The following is a 14,509-nucleotide window of genomic DNA, read 5'->3' as shown; positions in this document are numbered from 1 at the left end:
CGGGGAGAGAGCACCTTGCAGGATCACCGCTGCTTGGTCGGCTCGTCTTCGTCCTGCTGACTCGGAGCGGAGGAATCGGCCGTCGTGCGCTCGCCGGTCCAGTCGATGCCGAATTCATCGAGCCCATCCGCGAGCAGGTCGCCCAGCATGGGTTCACCGAGCAGATAGTGCACGGTTTCGCGGCGCGGGCTGCGATATTCGGCACGCGCCTCCGCCGCGCGGGCGCGCAGATCGTCCCAATCGTCGATCGTGCCGTCGCCGCGACCGAGCCAGGTCAGCGCGACGAGATCGAGCTGCTCGTCCTCGTTCAACGCGATCATGAAGCCGCCGAGCTCCTGGACGACTGGATCGGAGCCGTCATCCTCGAGCACGTCGAGCGCATCGTCATCGCTCGGGTTCGAGCCGGAATCCGGATCGGAATCTCCCTCCTTGACGTCGAATTCGCGCGCCTTCTCGATGATGAAGGCGACCTTTTCAGCGGATATTGCAAGCTCTGGCATGGCTCCTCCTCCGGTTCCCGCGATAACGCCGTATCGCGTCAGATGATCCGTTGCGCTCGATGGCGGAAAACCGCATGTTCCGGCACCAAAGCAAGAACATGGGAAGACGTCGGATGCAGTGGAAGGTGGGCAGGGTCAAAATCACGAAAGTGGTGGAATTGGAGACGGTCGGCTCGACCCGCTTCATCCTGCCGCTCGCGGACCACGCAGAGATCCAGAAACTGCCCTGGCTGATGCCGCATTTCGCCACAGAGGAGGGACGGCTGAAGATGTCGATCCATTCGCTGGTGGTGGAGACGCCGACGCGCCGGATCGTGGTCGACACCGGGCTCGGCAACGACAAGCAGGGCCGCAACGTGCCGACCTGGAACAACCGCACCACGCCATTTCTGGAGATCATGGCTGCGGCCGGATTCGCTCCTGACAGCATCGACACGGTGCTGTGCACGCATCTTCACGTCGATCATGTCGGCTGGAATACGAAACTGGTCGATGGCCGATGGGTGCCGACCTTTGCGAACGCGCGCTATGTGTTCGGCAAGACTGAATACGAGCACTGGCGCGATCATTCCACCGAACCGGACAAGGCCGCGGTATTCAATGATTCCGTGCAACCGATCGTCGAGGCCGGCAAGGCCGACCTGATCGCGAGCGACCATCGGCTGTCGGACGAGATCAGCATGATCCCGACGCCGGGCCACAGCCCCGGCCATATGAGCATCCTGATCCAGTCGGATGGCGAGCAGGGCCTGCTCACCGGCGACGTTGCCCATCACCCCTGCCAGATGGCGCATCTCGACTGGTCCTCGACCGCCGATTCCGATCAGGCGCGATCGGCCGAAACACGGCGCGAATTGTTCGGCCGCTTTGCCGGCACGCCGACATTGGTGATCGGCGGGCACTTCTCGGCCGGCCATATCCAGCGGGACGGGGACGCGTTCAGGTTCGTGGCGCTGGGATGATCCGGTGTCCCGGACGCGGTGCAGCGTGCAACGCTGCTCCGCAGAGCCGGGACCCAGAATGCCGCTGCATGGGCCCCGGCCCTGCGGCGCACCGCTTCGCGCTGCGCTGCGTCCGGGGCACGAGACTGGCCCCGCCTGCCGAATTTCGAGAGCTGCAATGCATCCCTTTTCGGCGGTTGAATTTCCCGCCGCCCTGTTCCATGAAGCTGTTAACCGATCGGTCCATTCCTAGGGAGAAACGAGAATGAAGCTTGTTCGCTATGGCGAGAAGGGTGCGGAAAAGCCCGGCCTGATCGACAAATCCGGCCAGTTGCGCGACCTGTCGGCGCATGTGAAGGACCTCACGGGCGAGGCCTATTCGCCTGAGAGCCTGAAGAAGCTGGCGGGCCTCGATCCCGCCTCGCTGCCCGCCGTCTCGGGCAAGCCGCGGTTCGGCGCTCCCGTCACCGGCATCTCGAAATTCGTCGCGATCGGCCTCAACTATTCCGACCACGCCAAGGAGACCGGCGCCGACATCCCGAGCGAGCCGATCATCTTCATGAAGGCCAACACCTCGCTGTCCGGCCCGAACGACGCCGTCGAGAAGCCGCGCGGCTCGACCAAGCTCGACTGGGAAGTCGAGATCGCCGCCATCATCGGCACCCGCGCCAAGTACGTCTCGGAAGCCGACGCGCTGAACCACGTCGCCGGCTATTGCGTCTGCAACGACGTCTCCGAGCGCGCCTTCCAGATCGAGCGCCTGGGACAGTGGACCAAGGGCAAGTCGCACGACACGTTCGGCCCGCTCGGACCGTGGCTCGCAACCAAGGACGAGATCAAGGACGTGCAGAACCTGTCGATGTGGCTCGACGTCAACGGCCAGCGCCGCCAGACCGGCTCGACCAAGACCATGATCTTCTCCATGGCCAAGTGCATCTCCTATGTCTCGCAGTTCATGACGCTGCTGCCCGGCGACGTCATCACGACGGGCACCCCGCCCGGCGTCGGCCTCGGCATGAAGCCGCCGACCTTCCTCAATGTCGGCGACGTCGTCACGCTCGGCATCGAGGGCCTCGGCGAGCAGAGGCAGGAGATCGTGGCGGCGTAAGCTGCGACCTCCGCCCTCATCCTGAGGAGCGCGCAACGCGCGCGTCTCGAAGGATGCGCCACAAGCACGGTCGCCCGGCGTTCGCGCCGGGTGACGAGAGAGCCCCGCCCGTTGCCCATCCTTCGAGACGCGCGCCAAGGGCGCGCTCCTCAGGATGAGGTCTGTATGTTTGGACAGAGGTCATCCCGATGAAACTCTCCTTCTCCCCCGCCTCGCCCTTCGCCCGCAAGGTGCGCATCGCCGCGATCGAGCTCGGGCTGATCGACAAGATCGAATTCACGCCGGCGACCGTCGCACCGGGCACAGTCAACGAGGACTATTCGAAGATCACGCCGCTGAAGAAGCTGCCGGTGCTGATCACCAATGATGGCGACGTCATTCTGGATTCCTACGTGATCGTCGAATATCTCAACGAGATGGCCGGCGGCAGCCTGATCCCGGACTACGGCCCGCGGCGCTGGAAGGCCAAAACCAATCACTCCCTGATCAACGGCATGCTCGATTCCATGCTGCTGTGCCGCTACGAGAAGATGGTGCGGCCGCAAGGCCTGCAATGGCAGGCATGGTCGGACGACCACTGGAACCGGGCCTGGACCGGCATGGCGCGCTTCGAGAACATGCCCGAGGTGCTGAACGGCCCGTTCGACATCTCGCAGATCGGCCTCGTCTGCGTGCTCGGCTATGCCGACTTCCGCTTCGCCGATTGCGGCTGGCGCAAGGCCTATCCGAAGCTCGACGCCTTCCACCAGAAGATGCTGGAGCGCCCCTCCGTGAAGATCTCGGTGCCGCCGGCGGCGTAGCGGGATGGGCCAGGAGAATGACGGTGCACGATCAATTCTCCCGGTTCACAATTCTCGGCGCGGGCCTTGTGCTCGCGCTGTCCATCTCAGCAACCCATCTACGGGCCGAGAGCACGCCGCCTGGACAACAAGGCCAGGCCTGCGGATCGCCGTCATCGATCGACGATGGTTGGGAGATCGCCTCGCCCGACAATGTCGGCATGGACGGCGCACAGCTTTGCACCATCGCGGCGCGGCTCACGCAGAGGTCAACCGCGGTCCACTCGATCGTCGTCGTCAGGCATGGCAAGCTCGTCTTCGAGCAATATTTTCCCGGCTACGACCAACCCTGGGGACAGCCCGACGGCCAGTACAAATTTAACGCAACGACGAAGCACGACATGCGTTCGGCATCCAAGAGCGTGACGTCGCTGCTGGTTGGAATCGCGATCGACCGCAAGCTGATCGCGGGTGTCGATGAGCCCGTCCTGAAATTCTTCCCCGACTACGCGGCAGTGAAGCAGCCGGGATGGGACGCCATCACACTGCGGCATTTGCTGACGATGTCCTCCGGCTTCAAATGGGACGAGGCGCGGGACTGGACCGATCCGAAGAACGACGAGCCGCATCTCCTCACCGAGCCGGATCCGCTTGGCTACGTGTTGTCGCGACCAATCGCAGCACCGCCCGATACGTTATGGGCCTATAGTGGCGGCAGCACAGAACTGCTCGGAAACATCGTCGAGCGCGCCTCGAAGACGTCGCTGGAGGCGTTCGCGCGCGAGGTGCTGTTCCAACCGCTCGGCATTACCGATGTCGAATGGAAGAACTACAAGAACGGCAAGCTTGCGGCGGCCGCGGGGCTGCGCTTGCGGCCGCGCGATGCGGCCAAGATCGGCCAGCTCGTACTCAATCGCGGCCAGTGGAACGGCCAGCAAATCGTCTCGGCCGACTGGATCGCACAATCGATCACGCCACGTTTCCAAGCCGTAGGTTATTTCGGTGGCACGCTCTTCTACGGCTATCAATGGTGGATGGGTCGTTCGCTCGCCGGCGGCAGGGAGATCAACTGGGTTGCCGCGTTCGGCTGGGGCGGACAGCGCATTTTCATCGTGCCTGAGCTTGACTTCGTCATGATGACGACCGCCTCGCAATACGGCCAGCCGAAGGAGGGCCTGGCCGCGGTCGACATCCTCACCAATATCGTCATTCCATCCGTGCGCGACGCGCACTGATCACGAGGGAAGCAAGCATGAGTCTGAAGTTCTCGGTCGGCGATCTCACCATCCATCGCATCATCGAGCAGGAAACCTCGTTCGTCCCGGCGCTGGAGATGCTGCCGGGACTGACGCCTGAAGTGCTGGCCGAGAACCGGGCGTGGATGCGCGAGGCGAAGGCGCTGGACGAGCAGGACGTGCTGCTGCTGTGCTTCCAGTCCTACGTGGTGAAGACGCCGCACCACACCATTCTGGTCGACAGCTGCATCGGCAACGACAAGCCGCGGCCGAATCGTCCCAAATGGAACATGAAGACGGACGACACGTATTTGCGTGCTCTGGGTGCTGCCGGATTCTCGGTCGATGACATCGACTTCGTGATGTGCACGCATCTGCATGTCGATCACGTCGGTTGGAATACGCGGCTGGAAAACGGCCGCTGGGTGCCGACCTTCCCGAGGGCGCGTTACGTCTTTGCCAGGCAGGAATTCGACCATTGGTCCGCGCAGAACGCGAAGGCGGAAGTCCCGCCTTTCGCCGACAGCGTACTGCCGGTGGTCGAGGCGGGGCGCCACGAGCTGGTCGCCAATGATCATGTGATCGGCGACCATGTCCGCATCCTGCCGACACCCGGTCACACGCCGGGCCATATCGCCATCACGATGGGCCGCGGCAAGGACGACGCCGTGTTCTCCGGCGATCTCATGCATTCACCGCTGCAGACGCTCTATCCGGAGCTGTCGATCAAGTTCGACGTCGACCCGGCCAAGGCGGCGACGACGCGGCGGAGCTTCCTGGAACGCTATTGCGACACCGAGACGCTGTGCTGCACGGCGCACTTCCCCTCGCCCTCGGTCGGCAAGATCCGGCGCAAGGGCAACGCGTTCGTATGTGAGGCGTTGTGATTGGCGTGGCTCGCGCCGCGAACTCCCATCCTCCCCTGGAGGGGGAGGATCGGTTCGCATGCAGCGAAGCGCAATGCGAACCGAGGTGGGGTGACGGTCTCTCCGCTTCGTCAACTGCCCGCGTTGAGAGATCACCCCACCCCGCTCGCGCTTCGCGCGATCGACCCTCCCCCTCCAGGGGAGGGTCAGAGAGGCTCTAGTGGAGGAAACGATGACCGCACTCCCCGACATCCCTGTCCCCGCCGGCATACGCTCGCGTGACGTCGACGGCATCAACGGCTTGCGCGTGCATGTGCTGGAAGCCGGGTTCGAGACCAAGGGCCGCCCCTGCATCCTCTTGCTGCACGGCTTTCCCGAGCTCGCCTTCTCCTGGCGCAAGGTGATGCCCGCGCTCGCTGCGGCCGGCTACCACGTGATTGCACCGGACCAGCGCGGCTATGGCCGCACCACCGGATGGAGCGCGGACTATGACGGCGACCTGGCCCCGTTCTCGCTCCTCAACCTGGTGCGCGACGCGCTCGCTTTGGTGTCGGCGTTCGGCTACAGGCAGGTCGATGTCGTCGGGCATGATTTCGGCAGCCCGGTCGCGGCCTGGTGTGCGCTGATCAGGCCCGACGTGTTTCGCTCGGTGACGATGATGAGCGCGCCGTTCGGCGGAGCGCCGCCGCTGCCATTCAACACGGTTGATACTCCCGCAAAGCCTCCGGTCGAAGACCCCGTTCATCGCGAGCTCGCCGCGCTGCCGCGTCCGCGCAAGCACTATCAATGGTACTATTCGACACGTCAGGCCAACGCCGACATGCAGCACGCGCCGCAGGGCGTGCACGATTTCCTGCGCGCCTATTACCATCACAAGAGTGCGGACTGGGCCGGCAACAAGCCGTATCCGCTCAAGTCGTGGTCGGCAGGCGAGCTCGCAAAGCTGCCGACCTACTACGTGATGGACGCCGGCGAGACCATGGCGGGGACCGTCGCCAAGGAGATGCCGTCGCCCGCCGCGATTGCCGCCAATCAATGGCTGCCCGATGGCGAGCTTGCCTATTACGCCGCCGAATATGGCCGCACCGGATTTCAGGGCGGCTTGCAATGGTATCGCTACGGCACGTCGGGCTTGCTCAACAGCGAGATGCAGCTGTTCTCCGGCCGCAGCATTGACGTGCCCTCCTGCTTCATCTCGGGCCAGCAGGATTGGGGCACCCATCAGCGACCCGGCGTGTTCGAGGCGATGCAGGGGCGCGGCTGCACGAAGATGCTCGGCTGCCATCTGGTCGACGGCGCCGGCCATTGGGTGCAACAGGAGCAGCCGGCCGAGGTCAGCCGATTGGTGTTGGACTTCTTGGCCGCGGCCCGCGCGGCCTGATTTGACCCGGGAACCGCGACACCCTATATAAATTAGAATAGTTCTAAACTGAGTTCAGGGCCGTCGTGAAGAATTTTGCCGATCTAACCGAGCGCGAGGTGCTTGCGGTCGCGATTTCCTCGGAGGAGGAAGACAGCCGCATCTACATGACCTTCGCCGAGGACTTGAAGGAGCGCTATCCGGACTCGGCCAAGCTGTTCGAGCAGATGGCCGAGGAGGAACGCGGCCACCGGCACATGTTGCTGGAATTATACGAGCAGCGCTTCGGCCCGCATCTGCCGCCGATCCGGCGCGAGGACGTCAAGGGATTCCTGCGCCGCCGTCCGGTCTGGCTCACCAAGAACCTGTCGCTCGATGCCATCCGCCGCGAAGTGGAGACCATGGAGATGCAGGCGGAGCGCTTCTACGTGAAGGCTGCCGAACAGGCCCAGGACGTCGGCGTGCGCCGCCTGCTCGGCGATCTCGCCGAAGCCGAGAAAGGTCACGAGGAGACAGCCGCAAAGCTGACGGGCGAGATCCTGAATTCCGACGTCCGCGCCGAGGAGGATCGCACCAACCGCCGCATGTTCGTGCTGCAATATGTGCAGCCCGGCCTTGCCGGCCTGATGGACGGCTCGGTCTCGACGCTGGCGCCGCTGTTCGCGGCCGCTTTCGCCACCCACCAGAACTGGCAGACGTTCCTCGTTGGTCTTGCCGCCTCGATCGGCGCCGGCATCAGCATGGGCTTTGCGGAGGCGCTGTCGGACGACGGCTCGCTGACGGGGCGCGGCTCGCCCTGGCTGCGCGGCGTCACCTGCGGCGCGATGACGACGCTCGGCGGGCTCGGCCACACCGCGCCTTATCTCGTGCCGGACAGCTGGGCCAATGCGTTCTGGATCGCAACGGCCATCGCCTGCGTGGTCGTGTTCTTCGAATTGTGGGCGATCGCCTTCATCCGCTCGCGCTACATGGACACGCCGTTCCTCCAGGCCGTTTTCCAGATCGTGCTCGGCGGCGCGATCGTGCTCGCGGTGGGGATATTGATCGGGGCGGCGTAGGAACCACACACCCACTGTCATGCCCCGGCTTGACCGGGCGATGACGGCGAGTTCTTTACTCCGTCCGCTTCGGACCTGCCCACATATCAATCGCGATCAAACAACCGTTGCGGCCTTCGGCCAGACTGCGCATCATCGCCTGACAATGAGAACAGGAGAGGCGCCGTGGCCAAGTCGCAATGGAGTTTCAAGAGCGCAGTCGAGCTGTCGAACGCACTGAGCACCAAGAAGGTCTCCGCGGTCGAACTCGCCAGGGACGCGATCGAGCGCATCGAACGGCACGACGGCAAGATCAACGCGATCTGCGTGCGGGATTTCGAGCGCGGGCTCAGTGCCGCGCGCGAGGCGGATGCCGCCTTGGCGCGCGGCGAGCGCAAGCCGCTGCTCGGCCTTCCCGTCACGGTAAAGGAATCCTACAACGTAGCCGGCCTGCCGACGACCTGGGGCTGGACGCCGCAGAAGGATTTCAGGCCGGCGGAGGATGCGCTGTCGATCAGCCGGGTCAAGAATGCCGGCGGCGTCATTCTCGGCAAGACCAACGTTCCCGTCGGGCTCGGAGACTGGCAGAGCTACAACGACATCTACGGCACGACGAACAATCCGTTCGATCTCGGCCGCACGCCTGGCGGCTCATCGGGCGGCTCGTCGGCCGCGCTTGCAGCCGGCTACGGACCACTCTCGCTCGGCTCCGACATCGGCGGCTCGCTGCGCGTGCCGGCCTTCCATTGCGGGGTCTATGCACACAAGCCGACCTACAATCTCTGCCCGACGCGCGGCCATACGCCGCCGCCATTTCCCGCGATCCCGATGGAGCGCGATATGGCGGTGATCGGCCCCATGGCCCGGAGCGCCGCCGATCTGACGCTGCTGCTGGACGTGATGGCCGGCCCCGATCCGCTCGACCTCGGCGTCGGCTACAAGCTCGCGCTGCCGGAGGCGCGCCATGCCGGGCTGAAAGATTTCCGCCTGCTGGTGATCGACAGCCATCCGCTGCTGCCCGCGAATGCCGAGATCCGCGGCGCGATTGAAAAGCTGGCCGGGCAACTGACGCAGGCCGGCGCGAATGTCGCGCGCGAAAGCCCGCTGTTTCCGGACTTCCGGGAGGCCTCCCGCCTCTACATGCGCATGCTGATGGGCTTTCTCGGTGCGTTCTTTCCGCCGGACATTCTCGCCGGCGCACGTGCCGGCGCGGCCCAGCTCTCGCCCGAGGACAAGAGCCTTGCGGCCGAGCGGCTGCGCGGCATGACCTCCAGCCATCAGGCCTGGGTGTTCGACGAGGGCGCACGCGCCGGACTGCGCGCGCAATGGCGGCATCTGTTCAGGACGTTCGACGCGGTGATCTGCCCGATCATGCCGACCCCGGCCTATCCGCACGATCATTCCCCGGAGCAGGAGAAGCGCCGGATCAATATCGACGGCAAGGATCATGCCTATCCGGACCAGCTTGCCTGGCCCGGCATCGCCACGCTGACGGGCCTGCCGGCCACGGCGATCCCGCTCGGCCTGTCGAAGGACGGCCTGCCGGTCGGCGTCCAGATCATCGGGCCGTTCCTCGAGGATCGCACGCCGCTCAAGCTCGCCGAGCTGATCGAACGCGAATTCGGCGGGTTCGTGCCGCCGCCATTGTTCAATGATTAGCGCTTCCGTCATTGCGAGGAGCGAAGCGACGAAGCAATCCAGACTGCATCCCCGGAGACATTCCTGGATTGCTTCGCTACGCTCGCAATGACGGCTTGTAATGCTGGATCGCCCGGTCGAGCCGGGCGATGACACCTTCCGTGAGGTTGCGTTAACGAGTACCAGCGCTCAGCTATCGAACACGATCACGCTGCGCAGCGTCTTGCCGGCCTTCATGTTGGCGAAGCCCTCGTTGATCTCCGAGAGCTTCAGCTTGGCCGAAATCCAGTCCTCGAGGTGCAGCCGTCCCCGCAGGTAGAAATCGACCAGCCTCGGCATGTCGACGCGAAAATGGTTCGAGCCCATCGACGAGCCCTGGATCCGGCGCTCCCTGAGGAAATCGAAGCCGTGCAGCTCGATCTTCTGGCCGAAGGGGATCATGCCGACGATGGTGGCGGTGCCGCCGGAAGCGAGCATGCCGAAGGCCTGCTCGGCGGTCTCCTTGCGGCCGAGCACCTCGAAGGAATGATGCACGCCGCCATTGGTGAGATCGCGCACCTGTTTCACCACGTCGCCATCGGCGGGATTGATGATGTCGGTGGCACCGAGCTTGGTCGCGAGCTGGAGCTTTGCCAGATTGGTGTCGATGGCGATGATGCGCCCGGCGCCGGCAATCTGCGCGCCGTTGATCGCGGCCATGCCGACGCCGCCGCAGCCGATCACCGCGACGGTCTCGCCGGCCGTCACCTTCGCCGTGTTCACCACCGCGCCGTAGCCGGTGATGACGCCGCAGCCGATCAGCGCGGCGAGATCGAGCGGCATTTCTTTCCTGATTTTGACGATGGCGTTCTCGTGCACCAGCATCTGCTCGGCGAAGGAGGACAGGTTGAGGAACTGGTGCAGCTTCTCCTGCCTGTTCCACTGCATCCGGTTCGAAGCGCCCGGCAGCAACTTCACTGTGGTGTCGGTGCAGAGCACCGTGCGGCCGGTGGTGCAATTGTCGCAGGTGCCGCAGAACACGGACAGGCAGGTGACGACGTGGTCGCCCGGCTTGACGTAAGTGACATCGGAGCCGACCTGCTCGACCACGCCGGCGGATTCATGCCCGAGCACCGCCGGCAGCGGATGCGGATAGAGGCCTTCCATGAAGTGCAGATCCGAGTGGCAGAGGCCGGCGACCGAGGTGCGGATCAGGACCTCGCGCGGGCCGGGCTTCGGCAGGCTGACATCCTCGATGACCAGCGGCTTGTTGACTTCATAGAGGACGGCGGCCTTCATCGAGCACTCCCTGTCGCGTTTCTTTGGTTGAGCTTGAAGCGCAGCCTACGCCGTCAGAACCAGTTCGCCAACCTCGCTCATGCCGGCGTCACGATCGCCGAGCAGCAATGCAGCGATCTTCGCCTGCGCGGCATTTTCCGTCAGCCGGAACGGATCGCCCGGCAACACCCGATGATCGATCACGAGGCGCGACAGCAGCAGCCGCCGCGCATCGCCGCGCATCTCGTGGATGCGGTGTGCCTCCCAAGCGAGCGCCACCGCACTGGCAACGTGATAGAGCAGGCTGGTCGCACGACGCGCATCGGCTTCGTTCTCCGATCTCGCCGCAACCTCGCGCGCGAAGCCGACCGCACGATCGACGAGACCACGCAGCCTGTCGCGCCAGGCCTGCGGCACCGACGCGCTGTCGGCGAGCCGCGCATGCAGATCGGCGGCGAGCGCGGCTTCCGCGCCATGGCGGCCGACCGCGCGCCGCAGCGCGTCGATCGCGACGATGTTGCCGGTGCCTTCCCAGACCGAGCCGAGATGCGCATCGCGCAGCAGGCGGGGCGTGGCGAATTCCTCGATATAGCCGATGCCGCCGCGCATCTCGAGCGCATCGCCGCAGACCTTCCGCGCATCGCGCGTGGCGCGGAATTTCAATGTCGGCGTCAGAATGCGCAGCAGGGCCGCCGCATCCTGGCTGCCGGCCTCGGCGCGGTCGAGCGCATCGGCGGTGAGGAAGCTCATCGACAGCGCCTGCTCGACCGGCAGCATGATCTTCAGCATCTGCCGCCGCCCCAGCGGCAGGTCGATGATGCGACTGCCGAACACCACGCGATTCTTCGCAACCGTCATGGCGTCGTGATAGGCGCGGCGCATCAGCGCGGTGGATTTGACGCCGTTGGAGAGCCGCGACGAGTTCACCATCTCGGCCATCTGCACGAAGCCGCGGTCGAGCTTGCCGACCGTATAGGCGATCGCGCCTTCGAGCTTGATCTCCCCCGAGGCCATCGATCGCGTGCCGAGCTTGTCCTTCAGGCGCACGATCCGGTAGTGGTTCTGCGCGCCGTCGTCGAGGAAGCGCGGCATCAGGAACAGGCCGACGCCGCGCGTGCCGGGGCCGGCGCCTTCGGGGCGTGCCAGCAGCATCACGACCTTCGCATCGGCATTCGAGCAGAACCATTTTTCGCCGTAGAGGCGCCAATGGTCGCCCTCCTGCACCGCGCGCGTGGTCAGCGTACCGACGTCGGAGCCGCCTTCCTTCTCGGTCATGAACTGACCGCCTTGCGTCAGCTTGCTCATGTCGGTCGAGGTCAGCCCGTCGAGATACCTGGCCTTCAACGCCTCGCTGCCGAAATTCGCCAGCAGTTTTGCGCAGCCGTCGGTGACGTTGATCGGGCAGCCCATGCCGAATTCGGTCTGGTTGAACAGAAAGGTGAACGCGTGCTTGGCGGCCACGGGATATTTGTCCGGCCAGCCCATGATGCCCTTGCGGATCGAGAGTGCGTGGATGCCGAACTCGCCGAACGCGGCATTCTCCAGCTCACGATAGGCCGGGTGGTATTCGATCGACTGCATGTCGCGGCCGAACTTGTCGCGCTGGTGCAGGATAGGCGTGTGCCGGTCGGCGAGGCGCGCGCATTCGTCGAGCCGGCCGCCGGCGAGCGCGCCGAGGCGATCGAGATGCGGCTCGATGTGACGGAACAGATTCTCCGGCAGATGGATGCGGAGCAGATCCGTCAGCGCCGGATCGGCGCGGTAGAAGTTCATGCCGGTGGTATCCGGCGCCAGCAGGCCAGAGGGCTCGGCCGCGGCGTGTTTCGGCTGTGCTGAGACCGGCTTGTGCATGATCGTCCTCTATCGTTTCCGCCTTGCGGACATTTTGCGCTGATTTGGCGCTTGCCGCTTGAGATGATGTCGATCATGCTCCAGCCGCGGAGTGCGATAAAGCCGCAAATTGTCAGGGCGGCATGATCGCCGCGACGGAGCAATTCGCTCTGCGGAATTGTGATCGCGCCGGCTGGTTGTTCGCGCGGCCCATGCATAGATCAACGGCTCCTCGTCCTGAAGAGATCACGCCATGGAACACCCCAAATACAAGATCGCCCTCATCGTCGGTGCCGGCGAAGGGCTGAGTGCCTCATTGGCGCGATTGCTTACCGCGCAAGGCATTCGCGTCGCACTGGCGGCGCGAAAGATCGAGAAGCTCGGCGCGCTCTGTAGCGAGACCGGCGCGAAAGCCTATGCCTGCAACGCCACCGATCCTGACGAGGTCGAGCGGCTGTTCGGCCTCGTCGAGCGCGAGATCGGCACGCCGGATCTCGTGGTCTACAACGCCAGCGGCCGCACCCGCGGGCCGTTCGTCGACCTGGTCCCGGCCGATGTCGCACAGGCGATCGCGGTCAGCGCCTATGGCGGCTTCCTGGTGGCGCAGCAGGCGGCCAAGCGCATGCTGCCGAACAAGCACGGCGCGATCCTGTTCACCGGCGCCTCCGCCAGCGTCAAGGGCTACGCGCAATCGGCCTCGTTCGCGATGGGCAAGTTCGCGCTGCGCGGGCTGGCGCAAAGCCTGGCGCGCGAATTGTCGCCGCAGGGTATCCATGTCGCGCATTTCGTGATCGACGGCGGCATCCGCAGCGCCGCACGGACGGAGCCCGATGACAAGCCGGACTCGATGCTCGATCCCGATGCGATCGCGCAGAGCTATTGGAACGTGCTGCAGCAGCCGCGCAGCGCCTGGAGCTGGGAGCTCGAGCTGCGGCCCTGGGTGGAGAAGTTTTGAAGGCGGAATGCCTTAGGGTGGGCAAAGACGCATCGCGCCGTGCCCACGATCTCACGCATGCGGACAAAGGTGGTGGGCAAGCTTCGCTTCGCCCACTCTATGAGAGCAGGGAGAAACAATGACCACGGAAACCAATGTCGATACCGGCACCAACGAGCTCCTCTGTACGATCCGCGACCGGGTCGCAATCATCACGCTGAACCGGCCGGAGGCGCGCAATTCGCTGTCGGACGCGCTGACACCGGCGCTGCGCGCGATGATCCGGAGCTGCGGCGAAGACCGCAATGTCGGCGCGCTCTTGATCACCGGCGCGGGTGAAGCCTTCTGCGCGGGCGGCAACGTCAAGGGCATGGGCGCGCATCGCGACCCGAAGAAGCTGGAGATGTCGCTGGAGGAGAGGATCGCCGATCTCCAGGAGCGGCAGCGGCTGCTGACGGGCGCGCTGGTGTCGGTGCGCAAGCCGACCATCGCAGCCCTGCCCGGCCCCGCGGTCGGCGCCGGGCTCGCGATCGCCATGGCCTGCGACATCCGCATCGCCGCGCAATCGGCCTTCGTCGCCACCGGCTATGCCCGCATCGCACTGTCAGGCGATTACGGCATCGCCTGGCTGCTCACCCGCCTCGTCGGCACCGCGCGGGCGCGCGAATTGATGTTCACCGGCGACCGCGTCGATGCCGCGCGCGCCGAGACAATCGGCCTCGTCAACCGCGTGGTGCCCGACGACAAATTGCAGATGGAAGCCTTCGCACTGGCAAAGTCGCTCGCCGAAGGCCCGCGCCTCGCGCTGCGCTACATGAAGGACAATCTGGACGAGGCCGTGTTGTTCGACTTCGAAACCGCCAGGGATCACGAAGCCGAGCGGCTGGTGCGCCTGACCACGACCGCCGACCACAAGGAAGCCGTCCAGGCCTTCATCGAGAAGCGGAAGCCGGTGTTCGCGGGGAAGTAGGGACGTCGCAAGCCTCCGACCGTCACTCTGAGAGCTTGTGATCCTATGGGTCGC

At 64.9% G+C, this 14,509-nt stretch carries 13 protein-coding genes; 10 read left to right on the top strand and 3 right to left on the bottom strand.

Going from position 1 to position 14,509, the window contains the following annotated elements; all coding sequences use genetic code 11:
- Nucleotides 1-23: 23 nt before the first annotated feature.
- The gene (locus TSA1_RS03635; RefSeq protein WP_100175152.1) at nt 24-500 is read right to left on the bottom strand and encodes a DUF3775 domain-containing protein; all 477 of its coding nucleotides are present in this window, start codon (nt 498-500) and stop codon (nt 24-26) included.
- 113 nt (nt 501-613) lie between these two features.
- On the opposite strand from TSA1_RS03635, the gene TSA1_RS03630 reads away from it, so the two are divergent.
- The 8 genes from TSA1_RS03630 (at nt 614) to TSA1_RS03595 (ending at nt 9,485) form a co-directional block, all read left to right on the top strand.
- The gene (locus TSA1_RS03630) at nt 614-1,462 is read left to right on the top strand and encodes an MBL fold metallo-hydrolase (protein ID WP_174718739.1); all 849 of its coding nucleotides are present in this window, start codon (nt 614-616) and stop codon (nt 1,460-1,462) included.
- A 244-nt stretch (nt 1,463-1,706) separates the two neighbouring features.
- A complete protein-coding gene (locus TSA1_RS03625) occupies nt 1,707-2,549 on the top strand; it encodes a fumarylacetoacetate hydrolase family protein (protein ID WP_100175151.1) in 843 nt (280 codons plus the stop codon).
- A gap of 188 nt (nt 2,550-2,737) precedes the next feature.
- The gene (locus TSA1_RS03620; RefSeq protein WP_100175150.1) at nt 2,738-3,349 is read left to right on the top strand and encodes a glutathione S-transferase family protein; all 612 of its coding nucleotides are present in this window, start codon (nt 2,738-2,740) and stop codon (nt 3,347-3,349) included.
- A gap of 23 nt (nt 3,350-3,372) precedes the next feature.
- On the top strand, nt 3,373-4,563 hold the full coding sequence (locus TSA1_RS03615; RefSeq protein WP_100180949.1) for a serine hydrolase domain-containing protein: 1,191 nt from the start codon (nt 3,373-3,375) through the stop codon (nt 4,561-4,563).
- Nucleotides 4,564-4,580: 17 nt separating this feature from the next.
- Nucleotides 4,581-5,450: an MBL fold metallo-hydrolase gene (locus tag TSA1_RS03610; protein ID WP_100175149.1), complete on the top strand. Its 870-nt coding sequence runs from the start codon at nt 4,581-4,583 to the stop codon at nt 5,448-5,450.
- A 211-nt stretch (nt 5,451-5,661) separates the two neighbouring features.
- Nucleotides 5,662-6,810: an alpha/beta hydrolase gene (locus TSA1_RS03605; protein ID WP_174718738.1), complete on the top strand. Its 1,149-nt coding sequence runs from the start codon at nt 5,662-5,664 to the stop codon at nt 6,808-6,810.
- 65 nt (nt 6,811-6,875) lie between these two features.
- The gene (gene mbfA, locus TSA1_RS03600; RefSeq protein WP_100175147.1) at nt 6,876-7,847 is read left to right on the top strand and encodes an iron exporter MbfA; all 972 of its coding nucleotides are present in this window, start codon (nt 6,876-6,878) and stop codon (nt 7,845-7,847) included.
- 165 nt (nt 7,848-8,012) lie between these two features.
- The gene (locus TSA1_RS03595) at nt 8,013-9,485 is read left to right on the top strand and encodes an amidase (RefSeq protein WP_100175146.1); all 1,473 of its coding nucleotides are present in this window, start codon (nt 8,013-8,015) and stop codon (nt 9,483-9,485) included.
- 168 nt (nt 9,486-9,653) lie between these two features.
- On the opposite strand, the gene TSA1_RS03590 is transcribed toward TSA1_RS03595, so the two are convergent.
- Nucleotides 9,654-10,742, bottom strand: coding sequence for a Zn-dependent alcohol dehydrogenase (locus tag TSA1_RS03590; protein WP_100175145.1), 1,089 nt, complete (start codon nt 10,740-10,742; stop codon nt 9,654-9,656).
- Nucleotides 10,743-10,787: 45 nt separating this feature from the next.
- A complete protein-coding gene (locus TSA1_RS03585) occupies nt 10,788-12,572 on the bottom strand; it encodes an acyl-CoA dehydrogenase family protein (RefSeq protein ID WP_100175144.1) in 1,785 nt (594 codons plus the stop codon).
- 232 nt (nt 12,573-12,804) lie between these two features.
- Between TSA1_RS03585 and TSA1_RS03580 the strand changes: the two genes are divergently transcribed.
- Both TSA1_RS03580 and TSA1_RS03575 read left to right on the top strand, forming a co-directional pair.
- Nucleotides 12,805-13,506 (top strand): SDR family oxidoreductase, encoded by a 702-nt coding sequence (locus TSA1_RS03580; protein WP_100175143.1) that lies wholly within the window; start codon nt 12,805-12,807, stop codon nt 13,504-13,506.
- 118 nt (nt 13,507-13,624) lie between these two features.
- A complete protein-coding gene (locus TSA1_RS03575; protein WP_100175142.1) occupies nt 13,625-14,455 on the top strand; it encodes an enoyl-CoA hydratase in 831 nt (276 codons plus the stop codon).
- Nucleotides 14,456-14,509 lie beyond the last annotated feature (54 nt).

It is taken from the genome of Bradyrhizobium nitroreducens (genome assembly GCF_002776695.1).
Taxonomy (GTDB): Bacteria; Pseudomonadota; Alphaproteobacteria; order Rhizobiales; family Xanthobacteraceae; genus Bradyrhizobium; species Bradyrhizobium nitroreducens.
Note: the sequence above shows the minus strand (reverse complement) of the source record. Positions and strands in the feature narration are given on the sequence as shown.